Source organism: Anaerotignum sp. (assembly GCF_030625865.1).
In the GTDB taxonomy this organism is placed as follows: domain Bacteria; phylum Bacillota; class Clostridia; order Lachnospirales; family Anaerotignaceae; genus Chakrabartyella.
This window is the reverse complement of record NZ_DAOUQB010000001.1, coordinates 144,610-167,670: the sequence shown is the minus strand read 5'-3', so window position 1 is coordinate 167,670 and position 23,061 is coordinate 144,610. Positions and strand designations below refer to the sequence as shown.

Annotated in this window: 19 protein-coding genes; 4 read left to right on the top strand and 15 right to left on the bottom strand. The window is 39.2% G+C overall.

The window, feature by feature from the left end:
- Positions 1-12 precede the first annotated feature (12 nt).
- The 11 genes from ftsX to P9Q65_RS00690 all read right to left on the bottom strand — a co-directional run bounded on the left by ftsX (position 13) and on the right by P9Q65_RS00690 (position 14,886).
- Positions 13-912: a permease-like cell division protein FtsX gene (gene ftsX / locus P9Q65_RS00740; RefSeq protein WP_304507162.1), complete on the bottom strand. Its 900-nt coding sequence runs from the start codon at positions 910-912 to the stop codon at positions 13-15.
- The gene (ftsE, locus tag P9Q65_RS00735; protein WP_304507161.1) at positions 902-1,588 is read right to left on the bottom strand and encodes a cell division ATP-binding protein FtsE; all 687 of its coding nucleotides are present in this window, start codon (positions 1,586-1,588) and stop codon (positions 902-904) included. Before ftsE ends, ftsX begins: the two co-directional genes overlap by 11 nt.
- Positions 1,589-1,952: 364 nt before the next feature.
- Entirely contained in the window at positions 1,953-3,044 is a 1,092-nt protein-coding gene (locus tag P9Q65_RS00730; protein WP_304507160.1) for a PucR family transcriptional regulator, read from the bottom strand.
- Positions 3,045-3,349: 305 nt separating this feature from the next.
- The gene (locus tag P9Q65_RS00725) at positions 3,350-4,204 is read right to left on the bottom strand and encodes a YitT family protein (protein ID WP_304507159.1); all 855 of its coding nucleotides are present in this window, start codon (positions 4,202-4,204) and stop codon (positions 3,350-3,352) included.
- Between the two features lie 4 nt (positions 4,205-4,208).
- The gene (locus P9Q65_RS00720) at positions 4,209-4,940 is read right to left on the bottom strand and encodes a WecB/TagA/CpsF family glycosyltransferase (RefSeq protein ID WP_304507158.1); all 732 of its coding nucleotides are present in this window, start codon (positions 4,938-4,940) and stop codon (positions 4,209-4,211) included.
- On the bottom strand, positions 4,940-7,180 hold the full coding sequence (gene csaB, locus P9Q65_RS00715) for a polysaccharide pyruvyl transferase CsaB (protein WP_304507157.1): 2,241 nt from the start codon (positions 7,178-7,180) through the stop codon (positions 4,940-4,942). The genes P9Q65_RS00720 and csaB overlap by 1 nt, the downstream gene beginning before the upstream one ends.
- A gap of 14 nt (positions 7,181-7,194) precedes the next feature.
- A complete protein-coding gene (locus tag P9Q65_RS00710) occupies positions 7,195-7,671 on the bottom strand; it encodes a DUF4330 family protein (protein WP_304507156.1) in 477 nt (158 codons plus the stop codon).
- 2 nt (positions 7,672-7,673) lie between these two features.
- Positions 7,674-8,159, bottom strand: coding sequence for a DUF4330 domain-containing protein (locus P9Q65_RS00705; protein ID WP_304507155.1), 486 nt, complete (start codon positions 8,157-8,159; stop codon positions 7,674-7,676).
- Entirely contained in the window at positions 8,156-9,268 is a 1,113-nt protein-coding gene (locus P9Q65_RS00700) for a glycosyltransferase (protein WP_304507154.1), read from the bottom strand. The genes P9Q65_RS00705 and P9Q65_RS00700 overlap by 4 nt, the downstream gene beginning before the upstream one ends.
- Positions 9,250-12,390, bottom strand: coding sequence for a murein biosynthesis integral membrane protein MurJ (murJ, locus tag P9Q65_RS00695; RefSeq protein ID WP_304507153.1), 3,141 nt, complete (start codon positions 12,388-12,390; stop codon positions 9,250-9,252). The genes P9Q65_RS00700 and murJ overlap by 19 nt, the downstream gene beginning before the upstream one ends.
- A gap of 147 nt (positions 12,391-12,537) precedes the next feature.
- Positions 12,538-14,886: a phosphodiester glycosidase family protein gene (locus P9Q65_RS00690; protein ID WP_304507152.1), complete on the bottom strand. Its 2,349-nt coding sequence runs from the start codon at positions 14,884-14,886 to the stop codon at positions 12,538-12,540.
- A 424-nt stretch (positions 14,887-15,310) separates the two neighbouring features.
- On the opposite strand from P9Q65_RS00690, the gene P9Q65_RS00685 reads away from it, so the two are divergent.
- The 3 genes from P9Q65_RS00685 to P9Q65_RS00675 all read left to right on the top strand — a co-directional run bounded on the left by P9Q65_RS00685 (position 15,311) and on the right by P9Q65_RS00675 (position 17,333).
- Entirely contained in the window at positions 15,311-15,937 is a 627-nt protein-coding gene (locus P9Q65_RS00685; RefSeq protein WP_304507151.1) for a LolA family protein, read from the top strand.
- A gap of 111 nt (positions 15,938-16,048) precedes the next feature.
- Positions 16,049-16,402, top strand: a complete 354-nt coding sequence (locus P9Q65_RS00680; RefSeq protein WP_304507150.1) for a type II toxin-antitoxin system PemK/MazF family toxin — start codon at positions 16,049-16,051, stop codon at positions 16,400-16,402.
- A gap of 391 nt (positions 16,403-16,793) precedes the next feature.
- Positions 16,794-17,333, top strand: a complete 540-nt coding sequence (locus P9Q65_RS00675) for a hypothetical protein (protein WP_304507149.1) — start codon at positions 16,794-16,796, stop codon at positions 17,331-17,333.
- Between the two features lie 76 nt (positions 17,334-17,409).
- Here the strand turns inward: P9Q65_RS00675 and P9Q65_RS00670 are convergent, their stop codons facing one another.
- Genes P9Q65_RS00670 through P9Q65_RS00655 form a run of 4 tightly spaced genes read right to left on the bottom strand, consistent with a single transcriptional unit; the run spans position 17,410 to position 20,803 of the window.
- Positions 17,410-17,595 (bottom strand): hypothetical protein, encoded by a 186-nt coding sequence (locus P9Q65_RS00670; protein WP_304507148.1) that lies wholly within the window; start codon positions 17,593-17,595, stop codon positions 17,410-17,412.
- Positions 17,596-17,607: 12 nt separating this feature from the next.
- Positions 17,608-18,234, bottom strand: coding sequence for a uridine kinase (gene udk, locus P9Q65_RS00665; RefSeq protein WP_304507147.1), 627 nt, complete (start codon positions 18,232-18,234; stop codon positions 17,608-17,610).
- A 28-nt stretch (positions 18,235-18,262) separates the two neighbouring features.
- Positions 18,263-19,600 carry an LCP family protein gene (locus tag P9Q65_RS00660; protein ID WP_304507146.1) on the bottom strand — a complete coding sequence of 446 codons (1,338 nt, stop codon included), beginning with the start codon at positions 19,598-19,600 and terminating at the stop codon, positions 18,263-18,265.
- A gap of 18 nt (positions 19,601-19,618) precedes the next feature.
- Positions 19,619-20,803 (bottom strand): LCP family protein, encoded by a 1,185-nt coding sequence (locus P9Q65_RS00655; protein ID WP_304507145.1) that lies wholly within the window; start codon positions 20,801-20,803, stop codon positions 19,619-19,621.
- 263 nt (positions 20,804-21,066) lie between these two features.
- Here P9Q65_RS00655 and P9Q65_RS00650 point away from each other — a divergent pair, with 263 nt between their 5' ends.
- Positions 21,067-22,956 carry an LTA synthase family protein gene (locus P9Q65_RS00650; protein WP_304507144.1) on the top strand — a complete coding sequence of 630 codons (1,890 nt, stop codon included), beginning with the start codon at positions 21,067-21,069 and terminating at the stop codon, positions 22,954-22,956.
- The last annotated feature ends 105 nt before the right edge of the window (positions 22,957-23,061 follow it).

Here is a 23,061-nt window from a genome sequence, read left to right as displayed (position 1 = left end):
GGTTCCTATTATTTATACCCGCAAATGTTTACGAATAGATGTTACGCTGCCGATAATTCCCAAAAGGATTCCAAAGAGCAATGCCATAGGGAATAACACAATAAAAATATCCCCCACAAGCCTAAATTGAATGATTTTAATTACCGGGAAATAACTGTATAAAGCACTAATAACCTTTGCATAGATGGGTATTCCTATCAGCAGAGGAATGATTGCACCAACCACACCAATAATCACGCCCTCGATAATAAACGGCCATCGAATAAACCAGTCCGTTGCCCCAACGTACTTCATAATGTTGATTTCAACTCTTCGGTTTACAACAGAAATTCGAATGGTGTTCATAATAATCATAACAGAAATAATACCTAAGATCAGCATTACTAAAACTCCTGCAATATTAAATACCCTGCTGGCCTTCATAATCAGCTCTGTTTCTGTCTGCCCATGGCGAATATTATCAATGCCATCAATTCCCTTCAAGGCATCCAAAACACTGTTCTGACTTTCAATCTTGTCTAAAGTAATCTGAAAAGAATGGGACAGTGGATTGTTGGAATCATCCAATCCCACAAAAATATCCTCATCTGCACCCCAGTCGGCTTTCAACTCTTCCAATGCATCCCCGGGAGAAATATATTGAACATCCAATACATGGTCTATTTCTGATATCCTGCTTTTCATGTCCTCAATTTCCTGGCTGGTAGGATTACCTCCTATAAAAACAGAAATCCCAATGGAATCTTCCATCTGCTGTAGTATATGTTGTAAATTTGAAGCAACACAATAAGAAAAAGACATTATAGAAATACAAGCCATAACTGCTACAATAGATGCCATTGTCATCAGTAGGTTTTTCTTTAATCCGCTAAGGCCTTCTCTTAAAAAATATTTAATTGTACTAGGCCTCATCACAATAACCACCTTTTTTAATATCTCTAACAATATGTCCTTGCTTTAATGTAACAACTCTTTTTTGCATATCATCCACAATATCCCTTGCATGGGTTGCCATTACAATGGTAGTTCCTCGTTTATTAATATCATCTAACAGCTGCATAATCCCCCACGCCGTTTCAGGGTCAAGGTTTCCTGTAGGCTCGTCACAAATTAAAATAGGAGGATTATTTACAATTGCCCTGGCCAAAGCAGTTCTCTGCTGCTCCCCACCGGAAAGCTGATTGGGATAACTCCTACCCTTTTTGCCAAGACCAACCAAGGCCAACACTGCCGGAACATTCCTGCGAATAATACGGTTAGGTGCTTCAATTACTCGCATTGCAAATGCAACATTTTCATATACCGTTTTATTGGGTAACAACCTAAAATCCTGAAAAACAACGCCTAAGTTACGGCGAAGATAAGGAACTTGATTCCTGCCTAATTCATTTGTTTTTACACGGTTTATTGTAATATCCCCCGACGTAGGCTCTAACTCCTTTAAAAGGAGTTTAATTAGGGTAGATTTCCCCGAACCACTGGAGCCAACAATAAACACAAAATCTCCCTTTTCAATATGTAAATTTAAATCTTCCACACCGCGAGAGCCATTTGGGTATGTTTTCGTTACGTTATTGAGCCAAATCATTAACGTATCTTCCTTTCCTACAAAATTTTAAGAAAATATGAACAAATATTTCATATTTCGTCTTTTTCTTTTATAATGCATCATCCAGTATAGCATAAAATACAGTGGTGAACAACCCTATGGTTTTTGCGAATTTATTAAAAATTTGTTAGGGAAAAAAATTACTCGAAATTTATTTTTAGAAATATTTCAATCCTTATTTATCGAAATCATCATTGTTTCAGGCATTTTTCGAACTTTTCCCAAACCCAACCGCCACAAAAAAACAGGTATCTTTGTGGTATAACCTACCAAAAAATACCTGCTTTATTACTAATACTGATCCATATTAAAAAAGAATTTTTCAGATGAAATTAAAAAGCCCTTAATACGCCATCTTATCCATATAAATCATATATTTGCTTACCATCAAAGTAATCTTGAAAATAATTGCATCATCAAAGTTTCTTAAATCCAAGCCTGTCATTTTCTGAAGCTTGTCCAATCTATAAACCAGAGTATTTCTATGGATATATAGCTGACGGCTTGTTTCTGAAACATTCAAGTTGTTTTCGAAGAATTTGTTTACCGTTGCCAATGTCTCATCATCAAAATCATCCATCGTCAGACCATGGAGTACTTCCTTGATAAACATACGGCAAAGGGGCAAAGGTAATTGATAAATCAAACGACCAATTCCCAATTTTTCGTAATTTACGATATATTTTTCTGTTTCAAAAATCTTTCCTACTTCCAAAGCCATCTTTGCTTCTTTATAGGAACGAGAAACATCCTTTAAATCACTAACAATGGTACCGCTGGAAATATAAACACGACTATTCGTTTCCGCATTCAGGGTTTCTTCAATACTCTTGGCAATGCGATCAATATCTTCAGAAGACTCTTTATCTTTTAATTCTTTTACCAAAATAATGCTATGCTCGTCTACAGCTGTAACAAAATCCTTGGTTTTCGCCGGGAAAATACTTCTTACTATCTCAACAACATTCATTTCCTTATCAATATTTGTTTCAATCAAATAAACGATGCGGTGAACAGTGTTTTCGATATGTAGCTTTTTCGCACGGCTGTAAATATCAACCAAAAGCAAATTATCGAGGAGTAAATTCTTAATAAAGTTGTCTTTGTCATATCTTTCCTTGTAGGCAACCAGTAAACTTTGAATCTGGAAAGCAGCAATTTTACCAATCTGGTAACCTGCCTCATCCTCGCCCTTTACCTGGATGACATACTCGGGCACACCATTGTCATAGATTTTGAAATATTGATATCCCAAAATTAACTGACTTTCGGCAGGAGAGCTAATAAAATTCTCAACTGCATCAATCTGTCGGCCGATCATGTTTTCTTCTGTTGTGGCGATTACTTTCCCTTCTTTTTCGACTACACTTAACTCTTTGCGTGTGATGTTTTTTAAACCATCAATTGTACTTTGCAAAATCTGATTGGAAATCATTGCGCGCTCACCTCAAACTCGTATTTTTATGCCTCTTTATCCTAAAAAATCAGCCAACCTTAATTTACCCGCTAGCCTGTAAAATATGACGAAAAGTAACCTCTTTGTCTATTGATAAAATAGCCTAAACACATTTTATAATAAAATCACAAAAAAATAAAGGGAATTTGCAAAAAAAACATACAAATTCTCTTTAAAGATAAATTTTATATAAAAATGGCTTGTTTTTTTTATTTAAACTGTACCACCCACTATGTTTTTTGTATTTATCTCGGTGCGCAGCTAAATAAAAATCTTAGTATTTTTTACTTTGTGATTGCAGCTTCTCCTAAAACTTCCCGAATATCCGTAAGTAAAAAAATGGCTTTTCGGTCAATATTCATGATAATGCTTTTTGCCGCTTGGATCTCCTTCTGGGAAAAAATACAAAATAGGATTTCCTCCCCTGGTTGACCAAGGGTACCTTTTGTGCAAAATGCAACTACATTTCGATTCAATCTCAAATTTAATATTCCACCGATTTCTTTGGCCTTGTCAGAAATCACGATAGCCCCCCTTACGGCCTCGCCCCCTTCTATGACCCATTTGGTACATCTTTCCGTTATGAATACAGAAAGAATCGCATATAAACCGTTAATGCTCCCAAACATAATCATACCGGAAAAAATAACCACTGAGTCCATAATGAATATTTTTTTTGAAATGGATGGTCTATGCCAAACCATCTGCATTAGGTATGCCGCCAAATCAACCCCGCCTGTTGTTGCACCGCATCGCAACACCAACCCAAGTCCGATCCCCACCAGCACACCGCCGTACACCGATGATAATATTAGATCCCCCGTATAAAAATTAATACCCTGAACTAAAAAAAGCATAAATGAAAATAAAAGAGAGGTCATAATTGTTTTCCCAACAAATCGACCTCCCTGCATCTTCCAAGCTGCAAGAAAAAGAGGGAAGTTTAAAGTCACATTCACAAACCAAAGAGGGGTAGGAATCCCAAATCGTTCCGTTGTTACCGCATTCAGCATAATACCAATACCCGTTACGCCCCCCGCAACCAAATGCGCCGGCTCTAAAAAGCATTGTATCCCTACCGCCATGATTAATGTACCGCATATACTTAAAACCAAATCCTCTATATTCTTTTCAGACATAATGTTATCTCCGCTTCCTCGTTTTCAGGACTGTGAAAGCAAATATTGGTAAGCGCATCATTCTTCGCCATCTGGTGGGCTGCGTAATCAAACGGTAAAACCATTCCAAACCAAGCTTTTGAAATGGTCTCGGTGCCCGTTTTACATTTCCCGCCATAACATCAAAGCTTCCGCCTACGCCAATGGAAACCTTTGCACCAAGAAGACGCATGTTATCATAGATCCACTTTTCCTGCTTTGGTGCTCCCAGTCCTACTAACAGTATGGACGGAGATAAGTTTTTTATGTCATGAATTATCTTTTTTTCCTCTTTCCCATCAAAATATCCGTTATGCAACCCTACAATTTTAAGGCCCGGATACTTATGCCTCATTTTTCTGGCTGCATCCGCCGCAACGCCTGGTGCTCCGCCAAAAAAGTAAAACGTTTTATCCGTTCCTGCAAATTCATTAAAAAGATTTTGAGTTAAATCATATCCGGCAACCCGTTCTTTCAAACGAATGGAGCTGTATTTTGATGCCCAGACTACACCGATTCCATCAGGCACCACCATGTCCGCCTCCCGCAAAATAGACATTAACTCCTTGTCCTTCTGGGCGTCCATGACAATTTCCGGGTTTGGTGTACAGATAAAATGCTGGCCCTCACCATTCATAAGTACCTTCACCCTTGCCACTGCTTCTTTCATTGTGACTGCATCAAAGGGTACATTTAAAACCTGCGTGATTTTTCTCATTATTTTCGCCCTCTTCCATGCCTTAAAAGCTTCGCCAAATATTTTTCATTCTGGTGTGCCTGTCCTTCCAATAATGCTTCCTTCTCTTCTAAAATCTCAATATATTTCCCTCTGTTATGGATAATGTCATCCACCATTTCCAAAGTTTTCCCCATATCAAATTCTTTTAATTTACCTCCGCTTGGCATCTCTAGTTTTTCCAAATAATACTCAATTTTTGGATCATAAATAAATCCCACAAGGGGTACTTTTTGCCGTGCAGCAAATATTAGGGTATGCAAGCGCATACTTAAAATGAAATCAGCCATGCTGATAACTCCCATAATCTCATAAGGAGAGTAATTATTTCGTAATATATGAGCATTCTGCTTCATTTTCTTGCGAACCTTTTCGCTCACTGTAATATCATTTGGCATCTGCATTGCTAAAAAAACGATGGTTCTATCATACTCTTCAACAATGGTATCGCATAGCTTGGCAAAACGGTCGATGAACCGATCCATTTCTCTCCAGTTTCTCACAGAAACCACAACCAAGGGTTTGTCCAAAGGAATTCCTTCCGCTTCTAAAAGCGTTCTAGCTTCCTCTTTGGAGATGCAATCCATTGTAAATACAGGGTCTGCTGTTACAAAACATTTTTTCCCATTGACACCCATGGAAAGCAATTCCTCATAAGAGTTTTCTTCCCGCAACGTAATTAAATCCGCACGATTTACAACTTGCTTTACCAATCGTCTATTTCGCTTTCCCGAAACTGGGCCAATTCCATTGGCATAAAGCATTACTTTTTTTCGCATCATCTTAGCCGCAACTGTAATAGAAAGGTAGTACATTAAAGAACGGGTACTGGTACTGTCCTGTAGCAAAGAACCGCCGCCACTTAAAAGAACATCACAGCCCTTAATTGCACGCAAGACCTCCCAAAAACCAAAACGATATACCGCTTCAATGCCATATTTTTCTCTGGTACCCGCAGGATTATTGGAAAGTACGGTAATGTGGTAGTTATCCCCCATATCCTGAATGTTCTTATGCATGGAAATCATAATTGCTTCGTCACCTGTATTGTTGAAACCATAATAACCACTCATAACCACATGGTACTGTGTTGTATGCATTTCCTTCCATGCCGTATCATAGGCCTTTACACAATCCAACGCCATTTTCGATACGGAATAGTATTGAAAAATAACCTCTCTGCCATAGGCACCCACCTGCTGACGCTGTTCTTTCGTCATTTGATTAAAAGCATAAACCACATCTTGATATAACTGCTTTTCCGTGGATAATTCACATCCGCGGCAACAGAAATTGTTCTCCTGGGCAAGTTCCAGCTTGTCCCGGCCGAAAATACCGATATAACCTTCGTTACCGGCAACTATGGTAGTCTTTTCCGCAGCCATGGCCTCCAGCGCCGCACGGCTCACACCAACAAAAACATCTGCCACTGCTACTAATTCGTTAATGTCCGTTCTGGCTCCAGTCATTGTAATACATTTTTTGCCGATTTTTCTGTTTGCCTCATTGCTTTTTTCCAAAAGTTCATCATAAACGTCACCGCCGCCAATGACTATCATTCTAAGCCCGGGAATCACCTTCGCAAGCTCCGGCGCAAGGGCAATCAGTTGTCTTGCCACCAAAGCACGGCTTTCATCCATACGGCTGACATAAACCAAAGTTGGTTCCTCTTTCTTCAGAGCAAATTCCTCACGAATTTTGCTGCCATCTGTTTTAGGGGAAAACTTATCTGTATCAATCCCATTAATGGTTACAAAAATATCCTCATTGCGTACATGGTAATTCTCAATTAAATACCTACGTATATCCTCGCTTACTGCAACAACCTTCTGCCCCCAGTTTGTTAAATATTTCAAACCCATTCCCGTATAAAATACCCAGTGGGCTGAAGTAACAAATGTAAATCTCTCTTTTTTAAATAACAATCCGCAAATAAAGCCGGGAATTCTTGCGTGGGAATGCACAATATCGATCTTTTCTTTACGTATTATTTTCTTCAATAAAAAGTAGGATTTTATCATTTTTAATACGTTTCGCTGATTCATGGGTACCTTGTAATGCTTAATTCCCACCTCTGCCAACTCTTTTTCGTATACACCGCCGTTGGAAGCCACAACAATATCAAATCCCTGTTTCTTTAATTCCTTTGAAAGCTCCACCACATGCGTTTCGGCTCCACCAATTTCCAACCCCATTAAAGCCATTAATACCTTATACTTCATATCCACCCCGCCTGTCACATCTCAATATTTGTAACTTTGATTGTAGGTTTTGCATACTTTGTAAAAACGTCCATTTCAGAGTTCACCTTCAACTCCACAACACCATCCACAAAATATCCATCCTCTTTTTCAAGGACAGAGCCCTCGATAGTCATTGTTACTCGATAGTAGTCAGGATACTCTGCCCGAACCATACCGCCGGAACCATCAGGTAAATTATAAACCAAAGGCTCAAAGGAAACGGTTTTTATTTCTCCGATGCAAACTCCTGTTTTATCATCAAAAATCAAATCCCCTTCATGCAGCGCATTCACCGTAGGCATTCGCACCTTGTCCACAAAAGCGGTATATGTTGTCGCAGTCCCTGCCTCTTCAGCTTTAGAGGATTCCATATGATTTACCACACCTAATTTTAAAATAGCCAAAACGACCACAGCTACTAAACTCAGTAAAATCAATATATCTACCACATTTGGTCTTCTTTGGGTCATCCTTATTCACCATCCCTTACTTCGACAACGAACCCCTTGAAAGCATATCCTTTGCCTTTCACATTTAATTCCATGCCGACTTTAACCGTAGTACCCTCCACAGTAATGTCCTTTTCCGTTTCTGTCCCATTGCCTTCAATAGTCAGTAAGATGTCACTATATCCATCTACGGGTAATTTTTGATATGCCCCAATTTCCTTGCTATAAATAATCTCATTATAGGGTACAGAGGTAACCTCATTCACAACCCCTAAATATACAGCGGTAGAACTGTTGAAGACCTTCTCTCCCACTACAGGCATCTGGGCTGTTTCATCCAACACTTCTCGCCCCTCAACAACGTAGGTATATGTTTTCGTTGCAGTAGCACTTTCTTGACCGCCGCCCATAAACAGTTTAAAACCAATGACCCCCGCCACAATGACAAGGAGAACTAATATGATATCCACTATATTGAATATCCCAAATAGTTTTCTGTTTTTTCTCATTTTTTTTCCTCCAAATAGAGTCTCTCAATCTTTGACGTCATTTTTCGGGCAGTAAAATTTTCCTGTACCCAAGCCTTTGCATTCTCACCAAATTTTAGGTGTTTCTCCTCACTCGCAAGGACTTCTAAAATCCGTTCTGCCAATGCCTTCCAATCTCCCACCGACACAAGATATCCATTTTCACCATGGCGGATCACTTCATTCACACCACCGCTGTCCGTACCAATGGCAGGAATTCCCGCACTCATAGACTCAATCACCGACAAACAAAGGGCTTCCTGCTTCGACGTAATTACGCTTAAATCCAGTGCTCCTTCTATTTTCTCCACATCTTTTACAAACCCGGTAAAAATGATATCTCCATAAATATCCAACGCCCTTGCTTCTTCTTCTAAAGAATCCCTTAGCGTACCGTCACCGATAATATAAAACATGATGTCTTGGTGATGCCGTAAAACCTCTTTGGCAGCAAGCAAAAATGTCTTGTGGTCTTTTACTTCTTCCAGCCTAGCCACAATCCCCACTGCTTTTTTATCCGGGTTACCGCCATAGGACAAAAGAATTTCCGCCCTTTCTTCTTGGGAAATTGGTTCAATCCCATCTATCCCGTTGAAAATAGTCACAATCTGCTTAGGGTCTGTTCCACCAGCTACCATGCTGTGCTTTACCGCCTTGCTCACAGCAATGATTATATCACTATATCTCTTATTCAACATTCTTCTTGCAATTTTCTTTGGTAGTGACCCTGGAGCCGATTCCATACAATGCTTCGTATTGATTATCTTATGCACGCCAGCCTTCTTCGCCGCCATTCTTGCCGTCAGACTGGCATGGGTATGGACAATATCCGGTTTTTCTTCCTGAAACAATTGAAAAAGGGCTTTTCCCGCCTTTTTGTCAAAGGATTTGTCCGCCATATCTTTCATAGGAATGACCGCCACATCCAATGCTGTCACCGCAGGGTACAACGCACTGTTGCTGGGTAAAATAACCCATACATCAAACTGATCTCGGTCATGATGTTTCAAATAGTTTAAAAGCCATCTACCTGCACCGCCTACATTGCGGTCGGTCAAAACATGAAACACCTTTATTTTTCTTTTTTCCACTGCTTTTCACCCACTCTCACACTTGCCATGCCTATGCCAAGAAAGCACCAGAATAGCAAAACAATACTATAATCAAACCAAATATGGTCCGTCATTCCTTGTAATAGTAATCCAGCAAACCCTCCGAAAAAGGCTGCCAAAAGCATCAGAAATCGTTTTGGAACTTTTTTCATACTGCTATATAGCTTTTGAAAAAAGAGGAAACATAGGAAAATTAAAATAATAAAACCAAGGAAACCCAATTCAATAAACTCCTGAAGGAATAAATTGTGTACATGATACGCATTGGCTGCCTCTAAGGAAAACAAGGGATACACCTGATTAAAAGCATCTACGCCAATACCGGTGGGCCAATACTGTTTTACGATATCAAGTCCCGCCTGATAAATGGAAAGACGATACTGTGATGAGGAATCGCTCATGGTTAAGGAACTTGCCAGTCTTGCCCAAAGAGATGCCGGCAAAACAAAGGGCATAGCAGCAAGTCCAGCCAATCCCAAGGGTATCAACCTGCGCTCCGCTAAAAGCACAAATAACCCCGCCGAAAACATCAAACCAAGCATTGCGCCTCTGGAGTTTGTAGCCAAAAGTCCCAAACAAATAGCGCCGAAACAACCTGCATAGAAAATTCTTCCAAACCAATTGCGTACCTTCCAAAGCATTCCTGCCGCCAAAGACCCGATTAATATTAAATATTCCCCTAAAACGTTGGGATTATTGAATGTTCCATAGGCACGGGTACGGATATTGAAGCTTTCCGCATCCACCCAAGCGGCATCCATTTCAACACCCACTACATATTGATATACAGCATAAAGGGCAATCAAAACACCCGTTGAAATCATTACAAAAAGAACAAAATCCAGTTTTTCTTCTGTGTCAACACAATCCTTGGCAACAAAAAACATAGACATAAAAATCAAGAAAATCGCCATAACCTGCAAAGATTTGGGAAAATGATAACTTGTAAGACTGCCATAAATAAAGCAACCACCAAAAAGTCCAAGGAAAACACTGACCAAGCTTGTTCTCTGCACCCGAATGCGTCCCATAAAAAGATTTAGGATATAAACCCCCAGAGTGCCAAGGGAAAGCAACGCCAAAAGCATGGTAGGCAAAATAGGAATGGCAAATACGATAGCACATAAACACAAAATAATAAAATTCTGGTTAAACAGCCGTAGGAAAAAACTCTCTGCCAGTGCTGACGCAAAGGGATTTTTTCGCTCTTTCACAGCTTTCCCCGAAAGTACCGTCAGTCTGCGCCAGGTTTTGGGAATAATTCCCTGCCAGCTCCCCAGTACAGCATCCCAATTTGCTCGAAAAAAGCCTAAAATACCACTTTGCCAAAAAGCATTGCCCACCCTGTCACAAATGCTGCGATAACAGGCATAGGTAAAACTTCCCATCCAGATATTCATGATTGTTATAATTATTTTTTCTAATACCCTATAGCATAAACTGTCTTCAATTATCCAGGAAATCCTTTGGAACATACGCAAATATCCTCTCTGCTTTCTTTCTTTTCTGCCTCCTTGACTACCTTCAGTTTTTAAAACTCCTCGGTTTTTCAGCTTTCCAAGGGTAGAAAATACCATTCGCCCCTCATCAATCCTTAAAACAAACGCCATCATAATATAAGCAAAGGCACCAACACCCGTAGGAATGCCTAGAGCAAGAAAACGGCCGATCAGTCCCGCTCCCACTCTGGGTTCCAAGAAACGAAAACTTCCCAGTACAAAAATCAGCATCACCCCAGCGCACATAGCCATCTTACCAAAACTCATAACTAGTTTTTTGTCTATTATTTCAGGGTAGCGCTTTATGGCAGGCACCAAAAGCACCAGCGCAGCAACTAAAGATGAAACTGCCGCTGCTAAGGCTAACCCGCCAAGACCCATGGACTCTATGAACAATCGGCATAACACTGCATTGGTTACGACGGATACAACGCCGGAATAAAAGGGTGTTTTCCCATCCTGATTGGCATAAAAAGCCCTGCTTAAAATTGTTTGTACTCCATAACCCATAACACCAAGAGAAAAGAAGAAAAGCGCAGAGGAGGTTAAAAGGGTTCCGTCTGCACCAAAATTACCTCTTTCATAAATAAGTGCCACCAAAGGACGGCTTAGCGCCATCATCCCAACCATCATAGGAATCAATAAAAACATCATCGAACGTAATGTAACTTTTATCGTATTTCCAAATTCAATTTTATCCTCTTCCCCAGAAATACGGGAAAGTTTAGGGAAAATCAAATTGGCAATAGCCAAAACAAATACTCCTACAATAATGGTATATAAATTGTTGGCGTATTCCAATGCCGCTACCTTTTGTTTGCCGTCAAAAAGCTGTGAGGCAAAACGACAGTTTATCATAAAGTTAATGGGTTGCACCCAAGTACCAATCATAACCGGTAACATTAGCTTTCCTATTTTTTTCAGACCCTCGTCACGAAAATGGAAATTCGGTCTGTACCAATAACCCTTTTTTTGTAGAGACGGAATTTGAATAAATGCCTGCATGGCCCAGCCAATTAAAAAGGCAGAAGTCAAACCATATATACCAAACTTATCGTTGAAAAATATAAAATAGAAAATGATAATGGAATTTGATGCCACGCTGATTGCCGCTGGTATATTAAATTCATCCAGAGATTGTAAAATCCCCACAAAGGAGAAAGCCATGGCTGTAAATAAAATAGTAGGAAACAAAAGTCTGGAAAGGGACACACTTAATTCTGCCGTCTGGGCATCAAAGCCAATTGCAAATAACCATACAAATTGTTTGGCAAAGACCATTCCCAAAAGCATCATGAGCACTGTTACCGTGGAAATCAGCGTAATAAATCGGTTTGCCAAAGAAAAAGCTTCTTCCCTTCCTCTTTTTTTCAGATATTCATTAAATATAGGGATAAAGCTTGCTGAAATAGCCGATGCAAAAATCGCATCAAAAAAAGTCCTGGGAATTCGGCTGGCAACCATAAATGCCGATGCTTCCATTCCCAAGCCATAATTTGCGGCAAGAAACTGTTCTCGAACCAAGCCAAGAACTTTTCCTGTCAATGTTATAATCATCATTAAGCTGACAGCCTTCACTGCCTGATTGCCTTTTTGTGACATATTTTTGTTCTCCTGTCAGATGGGCCTCCTTTTAGGAAGCCAATTCTTTTGCAAACACACAAGATGGGTCGAGTTTTATCTCCACCCACCTAATATTACCTTATTTTGCCCAAATTTACAATAAAACACTGCAATTTTAAAATAATCTTATACCTTTGCAACCTCGTAAGAAACTTCTTGTCCATTCACACGTAATTTTAGCATGCTAAAGTTGCCGTTCACACTGCCATCATTTTTCCAAAGACTAGGAAGATTAATATAACGAATGCCGTCCTTCACAGAACTCCACTGTCCCACGCCGCTGCAAGAAACCACAAAAACAGCTTTACCCTGAGAAATATACTTATTTAAAATTCCACGGAAATATGCTGTTTCAGCTGCTGATGTAAAATCTCCCGGAGTTTTATCCATAATAATCACAATGGTACTGTTATCCGAAGCATCCAAATCCCTTGCTAAGTTTGCATACTGAGAAGCATTTGTAGCACGAATGCCGCCACTTGCCGCAGAAACCATAGCAACACTTGTACCGCCTCTGGTTAAGAACCGATATCCTCCTGTCCAACTCAAAGTATCTAGCTTTGGTGAAGTTTTAATATCACTCTTGCCACCGTAAATGGCTACCTCTGCATTAGAATCAACGGTATCTCTTGCTTTCGTTCTCGCATCTGCATAAGTGTTGTCATCAATCTTTCCATCCCCTGTATAAGTAACAGTACCGATAATGTTCAGGTAATATGCTCCATCATTGGTTTTCGAAACTGTTTTTTGCAAAGGATCTGCTGCTGATGTAGCTTTGGGCGTTGTCACAGCCTTACTGTCTCCAACGGTTACTGCAATATACGCCGTTTGTCCATCTCTCGTACATTTAATATATGTAGATCCTGTTTTTAATGCTGTAAATACATTTTCTTTCATTGTGCCAATAGAAGGATCTGCCACCTCATATTGTGTTGTCTTTGACACCCAATGGCTAAAGCCGTCGGTGTCAATCACTTGCATAGCAACCGTAGCCGTTCCTCCTGCCCCATTCAGCTTAATATCAGCAGAAGGCTTTAACCTACCCGTTTGTGCAGAAACCACGCCGGCAGAATATGCGGCTAACTCTTTATAAATTGCGGTAACTGCAAAATTCCCACTTTCAGATGGGGTAAAATCATATCCATTCCACATTCCGTCCACACCGATTGCCTGCATCTCCACCTCATCCACAGGAATTTCAATTCGATTATAATACTCGTCTAAGCCATAAACGGTAAAAGTCATTGTCTTATTGGGAACCGTACGCATCATAGACGGTGAAACTACAATTTCCTCTATGTCCCCTTTTTCTGCATTCTGGAAAATGCCCACTGCATTGATTACCTTTCTTTCAGAGCCATCGGAAACAATATTTTTTACTGTCACTTGGGTATCCTCTACTGTTTTTACAGCCATTGTTGAGGAACCGCCCCCATCTAAATGCATGGCATTATATGCACCATACGCTTTCATATAAGCTGCCATTTCACTGTGCGTTACACCAACACTGTCTCCACGACCATCTACAACCATAAAAATGGCAGTTTCTCCATCTTCAGAAAGACCAAACGCAGTTCTTGGCTGGCGCCCGCTTGCCACAATAGAAGTCGCAGGTGCTTCAGTGCCATTAATTAATAACTTGCCACCGCCGCCAAATCCAAATTCCTTATCATCTAAATCAATGGATGAATTTATATTAAGTGTAATCTCATCATCCACCTGAAATGTGCTTGCTGCGTTGGTACGATAATCCTTACTCATAACAATCAGGTAACCGTCCTCGGGAACAGCTACCGTTTCACCCGGCTGTGAAATATAAGTAATCTCATCATCCTCCACCACAAACTTTACAAGTCCTCCAAATCGTTTATCTAAATCTGCCGTACTTTCCGACGCCTGTCTGTCAAAATAAATAGGAAAAACCATGGAAGTAACCTTATTGATGGATGCAAGTTCCATTGCTTTTTCACCATTTGTAAAAGTCGCTGTCATTTTAAAATAGTCAAAAAAGGGATTGTCGTCTTCATCCATGAAAAAAGATACATACTGATCCCCATCATGGTTTAAAGATGTTCCGGCTGAAACAATCTCTCCATCATTCATAACTGCGCCAAAGGGTGCTGAATAAGTCCCGGTCATACCAAAAAAATCCGAATTCACGCCTGCAAGAGCACCGTTATCCGACAAAAGTTTTTTCACCGTTTCTTTCAATCCATACTCAACGGTACTTTCCACTTCCTTGAATTCCAAAGTACTTTCCGTTAAATCCACCTTCAATACATACAAATTCTGAATACCCGCATCCGTCATACGGCTGCTCTTTTCGTATTCCACACCCCTGGTTACTGTTTGCTCCGTTTTCTGGTCATAATATGTAGTGGCACCAAAAGCCCAAATTGTAGGTGCCGAAACCGTCAGCACCGCTGCCAATATGGCACCCATTAATCTTTTCAAACCGCCCAATCTATATTTCATTCTATACTCTCCTTTAAATTCAAAAAATCATTTATATTGACGCATTCTCTTGAAATTCGTTCCTTTTCGTTTTCCAAAAAAAACGTTTTCTACCAACATTAGACTTACATTCTAGCACTTTTTCTTTTTCATTTCTCCTATATTTTAAAAATTTAATATATCTGTAATATTCCCAAACCAGCATCTGGAAAAACAAAAAATATTGGAATTTTATTCCGCCGGAAAATCAATATTTCCTTAAAAAATTTTGAACATTTTAAAATTAATTATCGCTGTTTTCTTTCAAAATTCTTCAAAAACCCTTCCCTTCTCTTAGAGAGAAAAGCTGTTTTTTCAAAGAACTATATTTTCTCATTTCCTTCTTCTCATAGATTTTTTGTCCCTTTCATAAAATGATACAGATTTCAATTAGGAGGTTTTCATTATGAAAAAAGCAATATCCATTTGTCTTAGTCTGTGTCTTCTTTTTAGCCTTAGTGGGTGTAAAAAAGAAGAACCCTTATCAGAACTGGAGACAATACAAAAGCAATTAGCCGAGATGGATGGCTACTACTGTACCGCCACCCTCACCCGCACTTCCAACAAAGGCGAAACCGTCTATGGCACCAAGCAATATGCTAAGTCAACTGGGGAATATCGTCTGGAGCTAACTTCCCCCGATAGCGTCACCGGAAACTATACCGTTTTCGATGGGAAAAGAATTTGTCAGTATAACCCCAGATTAGACAACAAACTGATAAAAGATGTTCCCGAATCTCAGCAACGAAACGAATTATTTTTAGGGCAATTTATCAAAAACTATATGCAGTCTGAAGGCGTGGGCGTAGAGGCTGCTGCTTTGGACGAATCCCAATGTATTGTTCTGGAAGCCGTTATTCCAGGCTCTGACGGTACCTTAGCCACGGAAAAACTTTGGGTAGACCGGGAGACATTTTTGCCGAAACGGTTTGTCTTATATGATGCCGAGGAGAATGAACGGTATCGTTTGGATTTTGATGAATTTATATATAATCCTGAATTTGAGGAAGATCTTTTCGTAATTGAAGAATAAAGGCCCACATTCGTGGCAATAATGGTAGCAGTCAGCACAGAAGCCAAATAATACTACTACATATTTCTATGCCTCTGCTGCCTGATGAATTTTTAAGCGGAGCGTGAGCCTATGATCGTTAGAAGAGGAGATATCTATTTTGCAGATCTAAGCCCGGTAGTGGGCAGTGAACAGGGGGGAATCCGCCCCGTATTAATCATACAAAACGATGTAGGCAATAAATACAGCCCCACCATCATTTGTGCAGCCATTACATCCCAGATGAACAAAGCAAAGCTACCAACACATATCCCTCTGTCAGCTGCAAAGTATGACTTACCTAAAGATTCCGTAATCCTTTTGGAACAAATTCGTACCATTGACAAGCAAAGACTAAAAGAAAAAGTATGCCGCTTAGATGGAGAAATGATGCAAAGGGTTGATCAAAGCTTGTTAGTTAGCCTGGGTTTGCAGCAAACTTCGTAGCAAAAAGGGAAAGGTACTATATCGCCATTGAAAGAATCCTCAAGGTAACTTTTATTCGTTACTTTGAGGATTCTTTTGTGCCTAAAATAGACTTTTTGTGTTGTTTTGCTTTCGTTTATATGCCAACGAAAATCTTGCAAAAGTTGCGTTGCATTTTGTGTTGGATTCCATGGAAAAAATCTCTGAAAAATTATTTACTTTAAATTTTCGATAATTTTTTTAAAACTTTCTTAAACCCTCAAATTTAATTGCAAATATTTCCATAATAGTTTATAATTTACATATCCCTAGGGTGTATACAGAATAGTTTTATCAGAATTATATAAAGAACAAAAGTTCGCTTAAGAAAACAGATGACTTCAAAAAGCTATTTCAACAAAAAACCAATGAATTGAAAAAAGATTTTGATACTTATCAAATTTCTAGCGAAAACAGACCGACACTCAGTGCCTCAGAAATAAGAGCGTGTCAAGAAGGATGCTTGCCAGTATTAAGAACTGTTAAAGATCTTGAAGATTTTCAAAATCCACTATCTCAGTTAAAAGCTTTGACGAATGAACAAAAAGCATATATAAATGAGAAATATGATTTATCAAAAATTAAGACGGACTCCCATGAATACGGTTTGCTAATGGGTGAGCTGTGCCAAATGGGAATTCTCTCAAATCTTCCGTTTTCTGCTCCTTTAAACATCACCTCTGTTAGTATAGATGCTGATGGAAATATCATTTCATACATGGCTAAGGTAGATGATATAGATGAAGATGCTGATTTACTTGATTGGTTTTCACAATCTTTAAATTTGAATGGTAAAAGACATAAAAAGTTACTTGAAGATGGAGTTTCTTCGCTAGCGGATAAACTGTTTATGAAACAATTTGATTCTTTTGAAACAATAAAAACAATTTTGGTTGATTTACAACAGGATTAAACTTGTGACCTGAACTTCTTTCACGAAATAAAAAAAGGAGATACAAGTCTGTATAAGACAACGTATCTCCTTTCTTTTATTTCTTTTTACCCATGGAAGTCAAAAAAAGCCAAAGATAGTAAAGAACAATAAAAACAACAAAAAAGGTGGTGGCACTTTTTAACGTAACCGTCTGCCCTAACATCAAAAGGGTTCCGTTATATACTAAGGTACAAAGTACGCCTGTACCAAGCGTTCTTTTTAGTAATTTTAAATAGTCCAAGCTTTGTCCCCCTTATACCTTTGTTCCACAAACATGATTATGTATCCTCTGTATTAAAATATCCAATGCAACTACATTGTTCCCACCCTCCAGCACAATAATATCCGAAGCACGCTTGCTGGGTTCAACAAATTGCTCGTGCATAGGCTTTACCGTTGTTAGGTATTGGGTTACCACCGATTCCAGACTTCTGCCCCGTTCTTTTACATCCCTTAAAATACGGCGTAAAATCCGTACATCCGCATCGGTATCCACAAATAATTTAATATCCATTAAATTACGTAAAACTTCATTTTGGAAGATCAAAATTCCTTCTATCACAATTACTTTTGTTGGGGAAATGGTTATTGTGTCGTTGGAACGATTGTGTATGGTAAAATCATAAATTGGACATGCAATGGCAATTCCTTTTCTTAACTTTTGAATGTGCTCAATCATAAGTTCTGTTTCAAAGGCATCTGGATGATCATAATTCAAAAGGCTACGCTCTTCATAGGACATTTCGTCATGTCTTTTGTAATAATTGTCATGATAAACAACTGTCACATCGTCTCCAAAACGTTCCTTTAATCTATTGGTCAACGTTGTCTTACCGCTTCCTGTGCCACCAGCAATACCAATAATCATGATATCATCCATTTTATTGATCCTCCCTTTTTCCGTTCCCCTATTTTTCCTTCGTCCCCAAAATAATCCTTATATCTACATCATCGTCTACTTCGTTAGGCGCAACTTCGACTTTCGCATCTGTGAAGAAAGAAACCAAATCCGAACCAACACCCTCGTTCTTCACCTGAATCCTTGTATAGGTATTTTGTTGTCCGCTGTAATTGGTGGGAGAAGCTACACGGTAGCCGGAATTCTCCAGCTTTTTGCTATACTGCGCAGCCAAACCGTTAATACTTCCTCCGTTGGCAACCTCTATCAAAAGTGCCTTGCTGTCCGTTTGTGTCCCATCATCAGACGTAACAGGGTCAACACTATAAAATACACGGTCAACCATTTCTCTGGTTTCTTCCGGGTCATATATAAAATAGGATATTTTACCAACATATTGGCCAACACCGGGTAACGTTTCCATGGAAATCTTACTCATATCCAATTTGTCAATATAGTTTACATATTTTAATGCGTCTGATAAAGAAACATCCGTTTCAATATATTTATACATTACGGATATGAAATCAGGAAGATTCTTTAAAATTGTTTCTGTACTTAAAACTTTTTCAGCAAGGGCATTTAAAAATAATTGCTGCACCTCTATTCGGTCTACATCCCCATTAGAATAATGGCGGAAGCGAACCAATTGTTCCGCCTTATCTCCGTCTAAATGCTGCTGCCCTTCTTTAAGGTTAATCAGCGGATCTCCTGTATCCCGCATATCCCAATACATATCTTGGGGAACATACATATCCACACCACCAATGGCATCCACAATGGCACGGAAAGCTTCTAGATCTACTTTCACATAGTGGTCAATTTTAATGCCCAAAAGATCTTCGATCTGCAAAACGGCATTTTGGCACCCCATTTTTTCGCCGCTGTAGGCGTGTACTGCATTTATCTTTGTAACCTGATTGTAAGAGCGGCCTTCCGCTGTAATATTCGCCTTAACCTCATCAGCTAGGGAAATTCTGGTATCTCTAGGTATGGAAACCAAGCTAATGCCCTCTGTTGCACTGTCATAATGAACGACAAAAATAACATCCGTTCTGGTTCCGTCTTTATCTACACCAAAAACCGCCACATTTAACTTGATGTTACGCTTTAACAATGCATCCAAAAGACTTGTTTCTGACGCATTATTGCTTATCACACCATCATCTGCAAAAGGCGTATTTCCTGTTATTTTATAATATGCAAAGCAAGCACCTCCGGCAAGCATCACAAATGCAAGAACAATAGAAATAACAATTTTAAAAAACACCTTAAATGGATTAAATCCTCTTTTTTTAGGAGCAGTTCTTTCCGTACGTCGTACTGGTCTTCTCTGTTTTCCGTTCATCTTCTCACCCATCTGTTATTATTCTTCTGCCATATTTTGCACCGCTTCTTCTGATTCAATACCATAAATCAAACGATCAACCAAAGCTTTTGTACCCGCTTCATCCATATCGAAATATGATCCACCCTCACCGGGAATGGTAACCGTCGTCATTTTCTCCGGATCAATTTCCTTTAAATACTTTACATACTTTAATGCTTCGGAAATAGTTATATCGCTTTCTGTTTTGTCCAAAGCAACTTGAATTAAACCATTCATATTTTTCAATATGGACTCCGTACTGCAAACCTTTTCCAAAAATTCCCGCATAAAATCTTGCTGAACTTGAATTCTTTTTAAATCTTTCTGGGCATATCCCTCTCGAAAGCGAACCAACTGCTCAGCCTTATCTCCATCCAAATGCTGAAATCCCGGCTGCAGATCAATATAAAGATCTTGATAAGGGTCGACATAATATAGCCTGTCCTTTACCTCCATATCAACCCCGCCGACAGCGTCTACAATATCACGAAATGCAGATAAATCCACCTTAATATAATAATCAATTTTTATTCCAAGGATCTCCTCCAGCATCTTAACAGAAAATGCACTGCGGTTTCCCTCCCCTGCATACGCATGGAGCTCAGTCAGCTTACACTCTCCGTAAACACCGTTTCTTTCCGGAACCATTCGGCCATTTTTCTCCAAAAATGAAGTCATTTCCTTGGTCATAATAACCCTGGTATCCCTTGGTACTGCAATTAAATTCAGCGCCTTTGTTGTGGTATTAAAGCTGGCAACCATATTAACATCTGCCCGAAAACCATCTTCATCCGTCCCTAAAATTGCCAAGTTAATAATCTCATCTTCCAATTTTTCCGGGGTGGATGCCGAAACATTAAAGGTCTTCTGTTCGGCTTTTCCTTCCCATTTATGCAACGCTATATATACCTTTGAACCACCATAAGCCCCCACCAATATCAAAAGGATACCCAAAACCAAAAAAATCCCCTGCATCCTTCTTTTTTTTGCCAACCGCCTGCGTCTGGCATTTCGTTTTCCCTGTGGTACCCTAACGGGTACGTTTCTATAGGCTCTTTGGTTTGGCGCCTGCGTCGTCATTTGTTTATTACTATGCACTTGCCTGCGACGAACCGTCTCTCTATCCACGCGTATCTCATCACGTCGATCCCTATACTCGTGATCTATTCTTCTTCTGCGCATCCTTCGTTTCTCCTCATTCGTCAGTATTCTGACACTTCTACAACTTATTTATTATATCAAAACAAGCAAAAACTGACAATAAAAAATCGTTTCTTTTAAAAAACATGTTATTTTTTCAATAATATTCCCTATAAAACACTATATTTATTATACATGAATTCTTTAAGCAAAAATCTACATTTTCCTTAATTTCTGTGTTTTCTTTACTTTCTTTGAAAAAACTCGTATAATTCAAACAATGAATTTATTAGGGAGGTTGTATCATGTCAGACTCAAGCGAAGAAAAAAAAGAAGCCAAGCTGTTTTATTTTGTTAAAAAATATAATGTTTGGCTTTTCTTCATTATAGCATCTTTCTTTATCACAGGGTTGGTTTTTCTCATTACCTCAAACCACCTGTATTTATTGGGGATCAATATGTTAAAAAACCCTACGCTGCTTTTTTTAAACATTTTACCTGTATTTCTATTTATTGCTTGTATTTACTTTTTATCTGGGAAATCTACATTTTCCATTACATTCACAACTGCCATTTTTATTTTTTTTGCAGTTGCGGACAAAGTTAAAATTAATATGCGTCAAGAACCATTACTCCCCACGGATCTTACTTTGGCAAAGGAAGCACTTACAATTGTGAAAACCTTTCCGCCTCTTCCCCTTTTTTTGGGGACATTCGCCGTTATCCTGCTTGTGGCTGCATTAAATTTGCTTCTGCGAAAGAAGAAAAACATACCGCCATCTTGGAGGATACGTATTCTGGGAACTATAATTCTTCTTATTGTCGGCTACAGTACCAACGCATTTTGGTATGCAGATAAAGAATTATATGCTAGCTATCCTGTGTTGGAAAATCCTTATTTTGAAGTCAATCAATACAACTCAAAGGGATTAATTTATTCCTTTTTTCATCAATTTAATATAACAAGAATAACACCTCCCAAAGACTATAATAAATCCACCTTTGATGAAATTGAGAAGGAACAAGGCTTAACCGTGGCAAACTGCAAGCCTCATATTATCATGATTATGGGTGAGGCCTTCTCTGATTTAAGTAATAACAAAAATTTAGATTTTACAAATTATCGAGATCCCTTGGAAAACTTTAAAAAGATGGCAGCCAGTAAAAATGCTGTAAGCGGTAAGATCGTTGTTCCCGGCTTTGGCGGTGGCACCTCAAACACCGAGTATGATGTTTTAACAGCTTGCTCCACCAGATACCTGAACAATTCCCTACCTTCTTATAACTTTATCCATCAACCCTTCGATGCCCTGCCTCGCAGATTGGCACAACTGGGGTATGAAACACAGGCGATCCATCCCGGCTATCAATGGTTCTATAACCGGCAAAACGTTTATCCCTATTTGGGTTTTAACAACTGCTATTTCTTAGAGGACTCCTTTGATTTGGCAACACAGGGTTTAGCCGGATATATTAACGAAACTGCTACAATGGATAAAATTATTAAAAACCTGGATACACATTTACAAACTGAAGATACACCGCTTTTTTCATTCACAGTAACCATACAAAATCATGGACCCTATGACAATCGTTATGGAACACTGCCCGCAAATTTTGATACGAATATTTCTTTATCTGACGGCGAAAAAGATTTATTGACCCAATACTTTAAAGGAATTAACGATGCAGATAAGGAGTTGGGGCGCTTAAGAGATTACGCCCAAGCAAGCACCGAACCCATTGTGGTTGTATATTTTGGTGATCATCTTCCCGGTTTTTCAAATGGCATGGACTTTTTCAGCCTTCTGGATTATCCCATCGACCCAAACGGAGCTTTGGAAGAACGTCTTGCTTTGTATGAAACACCTTTTCTTATCTGGCAAAACGATGCAGCAAAAGAACAGTGTGCATTTAGTGAAACGGAAAAGGAAGCAAATTTACCGGAATCCGGCATCATAAATGCGCAATACCTGGGGGCCCTGCTAACTCAGCTATTGGGAATGGAAGGTGTATCTCCCCTATACGATTATGTTAATGAAGCGCGTCAGCTCCTTCCCGCAGGCACAAATGCGATTTTTGTTGATGACAAAGGAACATATACTGACTCACCATCGGATGAGCAAAAAGAAATCATTTCGAAGCTTAGTGCTTGGCAATACTACAAGATTTTTGATCAATCCCTTTCAAAATAGACCTCATGCAGTTCTCACGGCGGGAAATATCCCGCCGTTTTTTTCTTTTTACGAATTTTTTTCACTATAACGATTTTACATTTTTCGTTAAACTCCGTCATTTCC